This window comes from Brachybacterium massiliense, assembly GCF_900184245.1.
Taxonomy (GTDB): domain Bacteria; phylum Actinomycetota; class Actinomycetes; order Actinomycetales; family Dermabacteraceae; genus Brachybacterium; species Brachybacterium massiliense.
On the sequence record NZ_FXXB01000008.1, the window covers coordinates 1,231,018 to 1,244,079 of the forward strand.

Sequence of the window (13,062 nt, forward strand, 5' to 3'; positions counted from 1 at the left end):
AGCATCGCCACTGTCGGCAACCGCCCGCGCGCGCCCACCCCGCTGGCCCGGCCCCGCGGTCTCCCGCCGCTGCCCTGTGGAGCGGTACGATCCTCACAGCGCGACGCGGCGATCCCGTACTCGTGCGCTCTCGGCCGCCCACCCCCGCGGACCGGCATCGCCCTCGGGCACGTCCCTTCCTCGGGCCGTCATCGTCGACGGCTCCCACCACGCGCCGCCAGGCGGCGCAGCTCCCTCGGAGGCACACCGTGAGTGCATCGACCTCATCCGCCGGCGCCGCAGCGCCGAGCGCCGATCGCGGCGCCTTCTCCGGCCGCATCGCGTTCATCTTCGCCGCCATCGGCTCCGCCGTGGGCCTGGGCAACATCTGGCGCTTCCCCGCCGTGGCCTATGAGAACGGCGGCGGCGCGTTCATCCTGCCGTACCTGGTCGCGCTGCTGACCGCCGGCGTCCCGCTGCTGTTCCTGGACTACGCCCTGGGCCACCGCTGGCGCGGCTCCGCCCCCGCCGCCTGGCGCCGCTTCACGCGCTGGACCGAGTTCATCGGCTGGTGGCAGGTGCTGATCGCCCTGATCATCGCGCTGTACTACGCGCTGATCCTGGCTTGGGCCACGAACTACACGATCTTCTCGCTCGACCAGCGCTGGGGCGATGACCCCGGGGCGTTCTTCGGCGAGTACACCAAGGCGCTCGGGGGCGCCGAGGCGACCGTCTCCTTCGACATCGTGCCCGCCGTGCTGATCTCGATGATCGTGGTGTGGCTCGCGGTGATCGTCGTGATGGCGCTCGGCGTGCAGAAGGGCATCTCTGCCAGCGCGGTCGTGTTCATCCCGCTGCTGGTGGTGATGTTCGTGATCCTGGTGGTGCGCTCGCTGTTCCTGCCCGGCGCGGTCGACGGCCTGGACGCCTTCTTCCAGCCCAACTGGGCCGCGCTGCTGGACCCGGGCGTGTGGATCGCCGCCTACGGGCAGATCTTCTTCTCGCTCTCGGTGGCTTTCGGCATCATGCTCACCTACTCCTCCTACCTGAAGAAGAAGACCGACCTCACCGGCTCCGGTCTGGTGGTGGGCTTCGCGAACTCGGGCTTCGAGATCCTGTGCGGCATCGGCGTGTTCTCGGCGCTGGGCTTCATGGCCCAGGCGCAGGGCGTGGCGATCGACGAGGTCGTCACCTCCGGCGTGGGCCTGGCCTTCATCGCCTTCCCCACCATCATCTCCGAGGCCCCGGCCGGTGCGCTGATCGGCGTGCTGTTCTTCGGCTCCCTGGTGCTCGCAGGCTTCACCTCCCTGATCTCGATCGTCGAGGTGGTCATCGCCGCGGTCCAGGACAAGTTCGGCCTGGCCCGCCTCTCCGCGACCCTCCTGGTCAGCGTGCCGATGGCCGTGGTCTCCGTGGTGCTGTTCTCGACCACGATGGGCCTGCCGCTGCTGGACGTGATGGACAAGTGGGTCAACGAGTACGGGATCGTCGCCGCCGCGGCGGTGTCCACGCTGATCGTCTCCTACGCGGTGCGAGGCCTGCCCACGCTGCGCGATCACCTCAACCATCGCGGCAGCTTCCCGGTGGGGCGCCTGTGGATGGTGTTCGTGGCCGTGATCGCCCCGGTGGTGCTCGGCGTCTCGCTGGTGCTGTCCACCATCAGCCTGCTCACCGCCGAGGGCACCTACGAGGGCTACCCCGGCTGGTTCGTGCTGGTGTTCGGCTGGCTGATGGCGATCGGTCTGGTGGTGGTCGCGATCGGGCTCTCCCTGATCCCGTGGCCCGCCGGCTCGAACCTCTACAAGGCCGACTCCGACGGCGACCCGATCGCTCCGGAGGCCGTGGCCGGCAAGGGTCTGGTCATCGTGCCCGAGGCCGAGTCCCCGCACGAGCTGCGCTCAGCCCCGTGACCGGGCAGGGGCCGACCCGCACCGGCCGGCCCCTGCCCCGCCAGTCCTTCCTCCCCTCACCCACCAGGAGTGATCATGTCCTTCGCCTCCATCGTCATGATGATCGTTGCGATCGCCACCGTCTGGGGCGGCCTCGCCGCCGCCATCGTCAACCTGCGCCGTCACCCGGAGAACGACGACTGACCTGAGCCGCGGCCGGTCCGGGCTGGCCCCGGCCCCGGCCCGGTCCTGCCCCCACCCAGAAATGAAGCCCAGGGACCGATGTGTGATCGCGCATCGGTCCCTGGGCTTCATTTCTGGGTGGCAGCGCGGCGGGGCAGCTGGACGGCTGGACAGCTGGACGGCTGGACAGCTGGACGGCTGGACCGGGGTCGCCGCCCGGCCATGCTCGGGGCGTGTCGTCCGCGGGCCTATGGCAGCACTCACTGGTCATATCGCCAGTGCGTGCTGCCATAGGCCCGTACTCGTCATCTCACCGTGCACCGGCCAGGACCTTGGGGATCGAGAAACTGCCAGGGCCGTGGAGTTCCGCGCACCGGACGGGGCCGCAGTCCCGCGCCGCGCTCCCCGCCCCCTCACCGGTGCAGCGGGAACTGCGCGCCCAGCCAGTAGGCGCCGATCACGGTCAGCGCGGTCGCGGCGAGCACGGCCACGTCCAGGCCCGTTACCCTCAGGTAGGCCAGGCGCAGGGTGCGGCCTGCGGGGTTGGACGCCCCGTAGGTGAAGCCGCGGGTCTCGAGCGCCTCGACCGTGGTGCGCACGTTCTTGGCGGTGTTGAGCATGATCGGGTAGAACGCGGTCACCGCCATCACGCACCACTGCCACACCACGCGCCAGCCCAGCAGCCCGCGCCGCTCGGGCGGGGCGTGGCGCAGCCGCTGTCCCTCGAACACGGTGACGTACTCGTCCACCAGGATCGGCAGCATCCGGTACCCGTAGCTGACCCCGAAGGCGAGCAGCTCGGGGGCGCGCAGCGCGAGCAGGGCGTCGGAGAGCTTCTCGGGGTCCAGGGACACGAAGGCCGCCATCGACGCCATCGAGACGGCGCCGAGCTTGAGGTTCAGCTCGGCGAGCGCGATCAGCGTGGTCAGGTCGCCGCCGAACAGGAAGGCGGCGACGAACAGGGCGATCACGTCCGCACCGAGCCCGATCACGAACAGGCCCAGCACGAGCGGGCCCACCCGGGCGAGGATCACCGAGACCACGCCGAGCACGAAGAAGCCGATCAGCACGGTGAGGTTGTGGGTGAACCAGGGCGCGATCGCCATCACCAGGTACCAGGCGATGACCATGCGCGGGTCCATGCGGGCGAAGAGTCCGCCGCGGGTGGAGTAGGCGGTGCGCAGCAACTCCAGGCGCACCCAGTCGACGCTGAGCACGTCATGGGTCTTGCGGGCCATCATCGCTCCTGGGGATCTGAGGTGAGGGCGGGCAGGTCGAGCCGGGTGCGCAGCTCCGCGGCGGTCAGCGGCAGCGGGTCCAGGCCCAGCTGGTGGGCGATGCGGGCGGCCTGCGGCGGGACCAGACGGGCCTGGGCGGTGAGCTCGGGACGGGAGAACAGCTCGCGCGGGGTGAGGTCGGCGAGCACGCGGCCCTGGTCCAGCACGATCACGCGGCTGGCCCAGGAGGCCACGAGCTCCATGTCGTGGGTGGCGACCACGGCGCAGCGCACGGTCTCGGCGAGGGAGTCGAGCATCCCGGTGACGTCGTGGCGGGAGCGCACGTCCAGGCTCGAGGTGGGCTCGTCGAGCAACAGCAGGGTGGGCCGCATCGCGAGGCCGATGGCGATGGTGGCGCGGCGCTGCTGGCCGCCGGAGAGCGTGCGACCGTCGCGCGCGGCGAGCTGGTCCAGCCCCACCCGCGTGATCACCTCGTCGACCCGCGCCTCGGCGTCCGGCACCCTGCGGCCGGTGGGGAACAGGGCGACGTCGGCCCGCACGGTGTCCTTGAGGAACATCTGCTGGGGGTGCTGGTAGAGGTAGGCGACGTGGTCGGAGAGCCGTGCTGCGGAGCGGGAGCGGGTGTCGATCCCGTCCACGGTGACGGTGCCCTGGCGGGGCACGATCAGGCCGGTCAGCAGCTTCATCAGGGTGGTCTTGCCGGCGCCGTTGGTGCCCACCAGCGCGATCCGCTCCCCCGCCCGCAGGTCGAGGTCGAGGTCCACCAGCACGGGGGCGAGGTCGCCGGCGACGGTGCGATAGCCGTGGTGGATGCCGCGCAGCGTGGCGACCGGGTCCCCGGTCTCCGCACCCGTCGGCCGCGAGTCCGCCGTCGGCCACGAACCCGCCGTCGGCTCGGGCCCGGCAGCGCGCTCCCTCACATGCGGCCGCAGCGCCGTCACCGCGGAGGGCACGTCGAGTGCCACGCTCTCCTCGCCCACCGCGGCGGTGAGCGAGACCGCGTCGGGCGCGGGGATGCCGTGGGCCTCGAGGTCGCCGTGGCGGTCCATCGCGTCCTGCACGCCCAGGTGCCACACGGGGGCGCCGTCGGCCATCAGCACCACCGAGCGGGCGAACTCGGCGATGAACTCGGCGTGGTGCTCGATCGCGATCACGGTGATGCCGTGCTCCTGGTTCAGGGCACGCAGGCGCAGGTAGATCTCACGGGCGCGGGCCGGGTCGAGCTCGGCCACGGGCTCGTCCACCACGATCACCTCGGGCCGCATCGCGAGCACCGCGGCGAGGGCCACCAGGTGTGCCTGCCCGCCGGAGAGCTGCCAGACGAAGCTGTCGCGCAGGTGGGAGATGCCCAGCTGCTCGAGCGCCTCCTCGGTGCGCTCGCGGTAGTCCTGGTGCCCGAAGTTCAACGGCCCGAAGGCGACCTCGTCGCGGACCGTCGGCCGCACCAGCTGGTTCTGGAAGTCCTGGTAGACGTAGCCCACGCGGCTCGAGAGCTCCGCGACGGAGGAGTCCCAGGTGTCGATCCCGTTCACGTGCACGGAGCCGGCGAAGTCCCCGTTCCAGTAGTGCGGGACCAGGCCGTTGAAGGTCTTGCACAGGGTGGTCTTGGCAGAGCCGTTGCCCCCGACCACCGCCACGAAGTCGCCTCGTTCGATCGTGAGATCGACGTTGCGCAGCGTGTCGCGGTCCGCCCCGGGATAGCGGAAGGACAGGTCCTTCACGACGATCACGGGATCGACGGGTGTGCCGTCCCCGGGCGCGGAGGCCACGGGCGCGGTGGCCTCAGGGGCGGTGGTCGGGGGCGCGGTCTGCATGATGCTCCTGGTCGGCTCGGCTCGTCCGGGGTATCCGGCGCCTCAGCGCTCGGTCTCCGCGTCCCGGGAGGCTCCGGGGGTGGTGCGGGAGAGGCGGAACAGGGCCAGGGCGACCACCATCACCAGCACGATCGCGGCGACGGAGACGAGCAGGAACCAGTTGCCGAAGCGGTCCAGGAAGTCCGGCTCCCAGGCGCCGGCGCTGAGGTCGAAGGCCTCGAGGAAGGCGAAGCCGAAGGACGCGATCGCCAGCAGCAGCGCGAAGCCCACGAACAGTGGGGTCCGGGGCGCATCGCCGGGGATCGGCTCGCCGGGCACGCGCGGACGCATCCCCATCAGCGGCTCGATCTTGCCGTGCAGGGCGGGGATCAGCCAGATCGCGGGGATCGCGCCGAGCAGGATGCCGCTCATGATCACGTCCACGCCGAGGCCCAAGATCTCCAGGGTCAGCACCGATTCGGGCAGCCCCTCGACGTACTCGGCGTCCTCGACGCCGATCCACACCTTGCCGAGGTCCACCACGGCGGAGAGGATCTTGTCGATGAGGATGATCGCGACCGCGCCGATCGCGATCTGGAGGCGATTGCGGGGATTGCGCACGAGCGAGCCGCCGACGTAGATCGCGAGGAACATCTGCAGGTAGCCCTCGATCTCGGCGAGGCCGGAGAAGTCACCCATCAGCAGGTCGGTGAACACGATCTCGCCCAGCGGTGCGCCGAGCGCAGCCCAGAACGGGGACAGCAGCGCCGCCATCGCGAGCGGCACGAAGATCATGTTGGACACGGAGATGTCCACGGGCCCGATCGAGGGGTCCGGGACGATCTCGAGGATGATGTTCGACAGCCCGAACAGGGACATCGACAGCACGAACACCATCAGCTTCTGGGAGGTGGTCAGCTCGGTGCGGCGCACGCCGTCGACGACGCCGCGCAGGCGGCCGCGGCGCTGGTCGTCGGCGGGCGGGGCGGGGATCTGGGTGGACATGGTCAGCATCGCGGCGAGCACACTGATGACCTGGTCGGGGGAATCGAGCACGTGGTCGGCGTCGCCGCTGGTCAGTGCGGCCTCGAGGGTCTCGTCGGAGTCCTTGCCGCCGCGCAGCAGGCAGATGGTGCCGATGCCGGCGTCGCGGCCTCCGCGACCGTCGTTCAGGGCCTTGTCGCCCACGTAGACGACGTCGGCCCGGTCGGTCTCGAGCCCGGCGAGGGCGGCCTCGAAGATCGCGCCGCCGGGCTTGCGCACCCCGATCTCGTCGGAGTACGCGGCGGGGCCGATCATCGCGGCCAGGCCGTAGCGGGCGAGGATCTCGCGCACGCCGCGGCCGGAGATGGTGTTCGAGACGATGCCTACCACGATCCCGTTCTCGTGGCACCAGCGGATCAGCTCGAGCGCACCGGGGCGCGGGGCGGGCAGGTTCTTGTTCCGGTGCAGGAGCAGGGACAGCTGCGCGCCCTCGAGCCGGAGGGCGGCGCGCAGCGGGGCGGGCAGTTCGGCGCCGACGAGGTCGCCCCAGAGCATCGCCGGGTCGATCTCCTCGTGCCGGTGGGCGGGGTCGGCGGAGGCGTCGCGGGCCCGCTTGCGGGCGCGGTGGCGGTCCCAGCCCTCGGCCGCGGCGCGCTCGGCGGTCTCGAGGTCGATCGGGTGGCCGATGCGCTGCGAGAGCGCAACGATCCGGGCGGCGACCTCGGTGAAGCGCTGCGGGTTCGGGGTGGACAGGGTGATCACGCCGCCGTGGTCCAGCAGCAGGGCGGGGCGTCGGTCAGGGGCGATCGACGGGCCCGCGCCGCTGCGCGGCGCCGGCTCGCTGTCGAGCGCCTCGCGCAGCGGCTCGAGCAGCCCCTCCGGGGTCTCGAGCACGAGGTCGGGCACGTCGGTGATGCGGAAGGGAGGGTTGTCGGTACGGCGGTCGCGGGTGATCACCACGGCGCCCACGCCCGCGCGGCGCCCGGCGACCACGTCGCGATCCAGGGTGTCCCCCACGTACCAGGTCTGAGCGGGGGTGACGCCGAGCGCCTCGGTGGCCAGGTGGATCATGTCCGGATGGGGTTTGCGGATCCCCACCTCGTCGGAGTAGATCTGCACCCCGAAGTGCTCGGCCAGTCCGAGGCTGTCCAGGATCGTGCGGTGGGCGCGGCCGGAGTGGGCATTGGAGACGATCCCGAGCCGGATCCCGCGGGTGGTGCACTCGGTGAGCAGCTCGGCGATGCCGGGGCGCGGATGATGCTCGGCGACCAGCGGCGCCATCACGGCGAGCAGCTCCTGGGCGTCGAGCGCGAGGGCGCTGCGCACCGTCGGCGCGAGGTCGGCGAGCAGGAAGTCCTCGACGATCTCGCGCGGGGCGAGCTCGCGCGGGGCCAGGCGCCGGCTGGCGGCGTTCTTCCACAGCGACAGCGCGGAGCGGCCCACCCGCAGGGAGTCCTCGACCTCGGCGGTCTCGAGCTCGGCGCCGACGGCGCGGGCGCGCTCGACCACGATCTCCGCAAGCTCCCGCGCCCAGCTCAGGCGGGAGGTGGTGGAGATGACCACGCCGCCGAAGTCCAGCAGCAGTGCGCGCGGCGCCGGGAGGGCGGGATGCTCGCCGCCGGGCCGCGTCGCCTCGAGGCAGCCGGGCCCGGTGGGGGTGGGGCCCGGCTGCGGGGTGCGAGGCGCAGTGCTCACGTCTCTCCGATCTGGAAGGGGGCGAGGCCGGGGGTTCCGACGTCGCACCAGCCACGCTAGGAAGGAAGCCCGGGCACCCCGTGAACTCTCGGTGAACCTCCCGCCACACCTTCGGCTCGGGCACTGAAACTCTTCAGATCCCGAGGTCAGCGGGCGGTGCGGCCGTGTAGACCGGTGTCATGGAGTCGGTGACGCTCGCGGATGTCGCCCGGGAGGCGGGGGTCTCCTCGGCGGCGGCGTCGATGGCGCTGAACGATCGTCCCGGGGTGGCTCGGGGCACCCGGGAGCGGGTGCTGCTCGCGGCGCGGCGGCTGGGATACCGCCGACGGGGCCGCGGCGCGGGACTGATCGGGGTGATCCCCACGGACCTCGGCAATCCGTACCACACCGATGTCATCGCCGGGATCGAGGCGGAGGCGGAGACCCTCGGGCTCGGGGTGGTGATCGCCCATGGCCGGCGCGACAGCGACCATCTCGAACGCCAGCTGCAGCGCCTGCTCGACCTGGACGTGGACGGCATCGTCGCGGTCACCACGTGGCTGAGCCCGCACGCGCTCGAGCAGGCCGGGCGCACGGTGCCGGTGGTGGTGATCGGGCGGATGCAGGATGCGGTGCCGGGCACCGACGCGGTGCGGAACCTGGACCAGGCCGGGGCGGCGCTCGCGGTGCGGCACCTGGTGGAGCGCGGCCACCGCCGCCTCGCGCACGTGACCCTGTCCACGCGGCCGGGGCCGGCGATGCGCAGGGCCGGCTTCCTCGCCGAGGCCGAACGGCTGGGGCTGCGCGAGAACGCGCAGGTGATCGGCCCGGAGTCCGCGAGCGAGGGCATCGACCTGCTGCTGCGGGCGCTGCGCCGGGGCGATCCCACCGCCCCCACCGCCGTGTTCGCGGCGAATGACATCGCAGCGGTGGAGGTGCTGCACCGGGCCGCGGATCTGGGGGTCGAGGTGCCGGCCCGGCTGAGCGTGGTCGGCTACGACTCCTCCGCGGTCGCGCTCACCGTGCGCCCGCACCTGACCAGCGTGAACCAGCCCCGGCAGGAGATGGGGAAGCTCGCCGCGCAGATGCTGCGCGAGCGCCTGGCGGGACGGGACCACGACGCCTCGGCGAGCGTCGAGCCGGTGCTGCGGATCCGCGACTCGACCGGCCCGGGCCCCGCGCTGTCGGCGGGTGCTGCGGAGAGTGGAGTGTGACCTGCGCCCGCCCGGTTAGCGCGCATCCGGTGCGTCGGGTACTCTGATACCTGCTCTGAGGAGCGCTGGAGGATTCGCATAGCGGCCTAGTGCGCACGCCTGGAACGCGTGTTGGGTTAACGCCCTCGGGGGTTCAAATCCCCCATCCTCCGCCGCAAGAATGGCCCCTGACCTGCGAGTTCGCTCGCGGATCAGGGGTCATTCGCATGTCGGGCGATGCCGCCCCGGGGTACTGGCCCACCGCCCCGCGCACCCATCGCGTCCCCTCCACTCGTGACCGCATCGGGACCTCTCGCCCCGCTCCCCCGTCCGCGCACGTCAGCGCCGCGCACGGCGCACGCGTCGGCCGCCGATCGGGCGCCGACGGGGGCGGCCGCGCTCGAGCGCCTACCGGGGCGCGGCCTGCGCGCCTATCCTTCTGTGAGCACATGTCTGACACAGGTGAGGGGAACTGATGTCCAGCGCAGGATGGGGTGGTCCGAGCAACGGACCTCAGGGACCCGACGGAACACCGCACCAGAACGGCCACCCACAGGGACCCGGCCAGCCGCAGCCCGGCCAGCAGGCTCCATGGCAGCAGCCTCCGCCCCCGCAGGGCCCCGGATACGGCGGCCCCCAGGGCCCCGGCCCCGGCGGGCCCCAAGGTCCGGGCGGCCCGCAAGGTCCCAGCGGTCCCGGCGGCCCGCAAGGTCCCGGCGGTCCGGGCGGTCCGCAAGGCCCCGGCGGCTACGGCCAGCCTCCGGCCCCGAAGCGTCCGTGGGCGGTGATCACCGTGGCGCTCGGCTGCGTCCTGGCAATGGTGCTCGTGGTGGGCGGCGGCCTCACCTATCTGGTGCTGAGCCGTGGCGGGGACGAGGATCCGGTCGCCACCGACACCCCTTCCGTCACGGACACCGGCACCCCCTCCGAGACGGAGACAGAGACCGAGACGGAGTCCCCCAGCGAGACCCCGTCGGAGGATGTCACCCCGGCCGAGGGCTCCGAGTTCGTGGTCATCTCCCCGCTCGATACACCGCCGGGCGATGTCGAGGACATGTGGGAGGTCATGCAGACGAACCCGCTGGTCGAGGGCACGCTGCCCACCGTCCCCGAGTGCGAGCTGCCCGCCACCCCGATCGAGCCCTCGGACGAGGAGCTGCAGGCGGTGCTGGATGCGTCGGCGCTGTGCCTGAACCGGGTGTGGTCCACGGCGAGCTCGGACCGCAACCTGCCGTGGATCAGCCCGACGGTCGTGGTGTACACCCACCCCGAGATCCCGAGCGATGCCTCGTGCGACACGAGCTTCGAGCCGGACTTCCCGCGCATGTGCAACCTCGACAACACGATCTACTGGCCCGTCGGCTACGGCACGGCGCTGGATCTCACCGATCCCGCCAACGTGCCCGGCACCTACCTGTGGGACCTCGCCTACCTCTACACCAACGCGCTGACCTGGCAGAGCTCCGTGGGGCTGTATTACAGCACCATGCGCACCCTGCTCGAGGAGTCCGGTGACCAGGAGCTGCTGGACGAGTCGTGGCGGCGCTACAACCTGCAGATGCAGTGCATCGCCTCGGCCTCCTCGATGCAGGTGCCCAGCGACGCCGAGCCCAGCCCGGCGCTGCGCGAGTCCCTCACCGATCCGGGCAACTGGTCCGAGGGCGATCCGCCGCGGAACATCTCCCCCGAGAACCGGGCGAAGTGGCTCGAGATCGGCTTCAGCTCCGGCGGCGACCTCTCCGCCTGCGACACCTGGTCGGTGGACGCCGCCGAGATCAGCTGACGGCGCCGGCCCCGCCCGCCCCGTCGGCCTCCTCGCGCAGACGCTCCCGCAGGCGCTCGAGCTCCTGCTCGCTCAGCCCGCCGGAGCGGAGGTAGGCCGGCGGCGGCTCAGCCCAGGGTCGCGGGACGCTCCCAGGCCTCGCCGCGCACGTGCTCGTCGAGGAAGCCGAGGAAGGTCTCGTACCAGACCTGCGCGTTGCCGCGGCCGAGGATCCAGTGGCCCTCGTCGGGGAAGTACAGGTAGCGGTGGCGGGTGCGGCCCTCGGCATCGCGCGGTGTGGCCGAGAACTCGTGCAGGTCGTACCAGAGGGCGTGGCCCTGCGCGATCGGCACCCGGTAGTCCTTGTCGCCGTGGATCACGAGCATCGGGGCGACGATCTCGCGCACGTGCTCCTTGGGGTTGTACTGCGGGTTCTGAGTGCGCATGGGGCGCTCCCAGCCGGAGTTGTCGGTGGTCGCGCCCATGGTCGCGGTGTCCCACAGGGAGGCGTGGGTGATGATGCAGCGGAAGCGGTCGCCGGTGTGCCCGGCCACCCAGTTGGCCATGTAGCCGCCGTAGGAGCCGCCGGCGAAGGCGGTGCGCTCGGCGTCGATGTCGGTGCGGGCGATGGTGGCGTCGGTGAGCGCCATGATGTCGGTGTAGGGCGCGCCGCCCAGCTCGTGCTGGCCGCGGTCGATCATCGCCTGGCCGTAGCCGGTGGAGATCGCGGGGTCCGGCAGCAGCACCGCGTAGCCGGCGTCCACGAAGGGGTTCGGGTTCCAGCGGTAGGTCCAGGCGTTCCATGAGCCCCACGGACCGCCGTGCGCGAAGACGACCAGCGGGTGCGGGCCCTCACCCTCGGGCAGACGCAGCCAGGCGCGCAGCGCGGTGCCGTCCTCGGCGGTCGCGGAGACCTCGGTGAGGGAGCCGACGGGGGCGACGGCGTCGGCCGGGTTCGGCAGCGCGGTCACCTCGCCGGTGGCGGGGTCGATCCGCACCGGGTGGGGTGCGACGGCGATCCCGGAGGCGGCGGCGATGATCTGGCCGTCCGCGATCGAGGCGGAGGAGAAGGCGAGGTCCTGGCCGGGGCCGCCGGCGAGGCGGCGCGGGGCCGGGTCGGTGGGCGCACCGATCCAGACGGAGCCGCGTCCCTGGTCATCGCTCGTGGCCACGAGGGTGTTCTCGTCGAGCCATACCGGGGAGACCCAGTGGTCCAGCTCGGGCCACACGGGGGCGGACTCGCCGGTGGCGAGGTCCAGCAGCTCGGGGGTGCTGGCGAGGCTCGCCTCGGCGGTCCAGGTGCGCTCGCGGCCGATCAGGGCGCGGGTGCCGTCGGGGCTGAACTCCCCGGGGCTGAACTCGAGCTCGGCGGTCGCCGCGCGCAGCAGGCGCGGGGGCTGGGCGCCGACGAGGTCGAGCAGGTAGAGGTCGGGCACGGCGAGCAGCTCGCCGCGGGAGTCCTGCATCGAGACCAGGGCGCGGGTGCCGGAGCGGTCCACGGTCCAGCTGAGCAGGCGTCCGGCCGGCATCTCGAGGTGACGGAAGTGGAGCACCTGCGCGCGGGGCTCGTCGGCGGCGGCGTCGGCGGCGGCGGCGTCAGCACCTGCGTCCTCGGCGCTCTCCGGGGCGCCGGCGGGGGCGGTGGCCTCGGCGCGGGCGAGGTCCTCGGGCAGGGCGGCGACGGGGCGGGTGGGGCCGAGGTCGTGGTCCCAGTAGCGGCTGGGGAAACCGGCGTGGAGAGCGGCGCTGACCTTGGCCTTCGTGCGCTCGGCGGAGAGGCGGGCGTGCTCGGTCTCGTCGGCCGCCTGGGAGTGGACCTCGAGCTCGGCGATCAGGTGGCCGCCGGCGACGGCGAGGGAGCCGAAGCCGCCGGGGCGGGCGGCGAGCTCGCGCGCCTCGCCGCGCACGGGCAGGCCCCACAGCTGGGCATCCTCAGCCTCCTCGCCGTCCTCGCCCACGCGCTTCGCGGTGAAGAAGGTGGTGCCGTCCTCGGCGGCGGCGACCGCCCCGATGGAGGAGCTGCCGCGGGTCAGCGGCAGGATCTGCCGGTCCCCGCCCTCTTTCTCGAGCTCCACCAGAGAACCGCGATAGGCGGTGCGCTTGGCATCCAAGCAGGAGACCTTCGCCAGGATCCGGCCGCCCTCGGTGGTGATCAGGCCCGCCAAGCGGGTCGCGTCCAGCAGGTTCTCGATGCTCGCTCGTGTCATGACACGCCATCCTGCCACCGTTCGCAGGTCGGGGTGCGGGGACAGGCGACCTGGGCGCAGGGCAGCTGCTACCCGAGCAGTCCCGGCCAGTCGATCCCGGGCCAGCCAACACCCAGGCCGCCGTGTCCGGGGTGTGGTCGGGTGCTGGCGCCACAGCGAC

The 13,062-nt window shown here is 72.4% G+C and carries 8 protein-coding genes and 1 tRNA gene; 5 read left to right on the top strand and 4 right to left on the bottom strand.

Annotated features, from left to right (window positions below):
* Positions 1-248 precede the first annotated feature (248 nt).
* Positions 249-1,889, top strand: coding sequence for a sodium-dependent transporter (locus BN4251_RS15535; RefSeq protein WP_087485928.1), 1,641 nt, complete (start codon positions 249-251; stop codon positions 1,887-1,889).
* A gap of 75 nt (positions 1,890-1,964) precedes the next feature.
* A complete protein-coding gene (locus tag BN4251_RS15540) occupies positions 1,965-2,072 on the top strand; it encodes a methionine/alanine import family NSS transporter small subunit (protein WP_087485929.1) in 108 nt (35 codons plus the stop codon).
* A gap of 392 nt (positions 2,073-2,464) precedes the next feature.
* On the opposite strand, the gene BN4251_RS15545 is transcribed toward BN4251_RS15540, so the two are convergent.
* Genes BN4251_RS15545 through BN4251_RS15555 form a run of 3 tightly spaced genes read right to left on the bottom strand, consistent with a single transcriptional unit; the run spans position 2,465 to position 7,761 of the window.
* The gene (locus tag BN4251_RS15545) at positions 2,465-3,289 is read right to left on the bottom strand and encodes an energy-coupling factor transporter transmembrane component T family protein (protein WP_087485930.1); all 825 of its coding nucleotides are present in this window, start codon (positions 3,287-3,289) and stop codon (positions 2,465-2,467) included.
* Entirely contained in the window at positions 3,289-5,103 is a 1,815-nt protein-coding gene (locus BN4251_RS15550; protein ID WP_087485931.1) for an ABC transporter ATP-binding protein, read from the bottom strand. The genes BN4251_RS15545 and BN4251_RS15550 overlap by 1 nt, the downstream gene beginning before the upstream one ends.
* A 42-nt stretch (positions 5,104-5,145) precedes the next feature.
* Positions 5,146-7,761 (bottom strand): HAD family hydrolase, encoded by a 2,616-nt coding sequence (locus tag BN4251_RS15555; protein ID WP_087485932.1) that lies wholly within the window; start codon positions 7,759-7,761, stop codon positions 5,146-5,148.
* A gap of 179 nt (positions 7,762-7,940) precedes the next feature.
* Here BN4251_RS15555 and BN4251_RS15560 point away from each other — a divergent pair, with 179 nt between their 5' ends.
* The 3 genes from BN4251_RS15560 (at position 7,941) to BN4251_RS15575 (ending at position 10,716) form a co-directional block, all read left to right on the top strand.
* On the top strand, positions 7,941-8,954 hold the full coding sequence (locus BN4251_RS15560; protein ID WP_087485933.1) for a LacI family DNA-binding transcriptional regulator: 1,014 nt from the start codon (positions 7,941-7,943) through the stop codon (positions 8,952-8,954).
* 67 nt (positions 8,955-9,021) lie between these two features.
* Positions 9,022-9,106, top strand: a tRNA-Ser gene (locus BN4251_RS15565).
* 611 nt (positions 9,107-9,717) lie between these two features.
* Complete coding sequence (locus BN4251_RS15575) at positions 9,718-10,716, top strand: hypothetical protein (RefSeq protein ID WP_087485934.1); 999 nt, start codon at positions 9,718-9,720, stop codon at positions 10,714-10,716.
* Between the two features lie 107 nt (positions 10,717-10,823).
* On the opposite strand, the gene BN4251_RS15580 is transcribed toward BN4251_RS15575, so the two are convergent.
* Positions 10,824-12,902 (bottom strand): S9 family peptidase, encoded by a 2,079-nt coding sequence (locus tag BN4251_RS15580; protein ID WP_087485935.1) that lies wholly within the window; start codon positions 12,900-12,902, stop codon positions 10,824-10,826.
* Positions 12,903-13,062 lie beyond the last annotated feature (160 nt).

Bases quoted from the DNA above. Each gene is read 5' to 3' on its own strand.
- BN4251_RS15560 (WP_087485933.1), top strand. From the start codon at position 7,941: ATGGAGTCGGTGACGCTCGCGGATGTCGCCCGGGAGGCGGGGGTCTCC.
- BN4251_RS15550 (WP_087485931.1), bottom strand. From the start codon at position 5,103: ATGCAGACCGCGCCCCCGACCACCGCCCCTGAGGCCACCGCGCCCGTG.
- BN4251_RS15540 (WP_087485929.1), top strand. From the start codon at position 1,965: ATGTCCTTCGCCTCCATCGTCATGATGATCGTTGCGATCGCCACCGTC.
- BN4251_RS15580 (WP_087485935.1), bottom strand. From the start codon at position 12,902: ATGACACGAGCGAGCATCGAGAACCTGCTGGACGCGACCCGCTTGGCG.
- BN4251_RS15545 (WP_087485930.1), bottom strand. From the start codon at position 3,289: ATGGCCCGCAAGACCCATGACGTGCTCAGCGTCGACTGGGTGCGCCTG.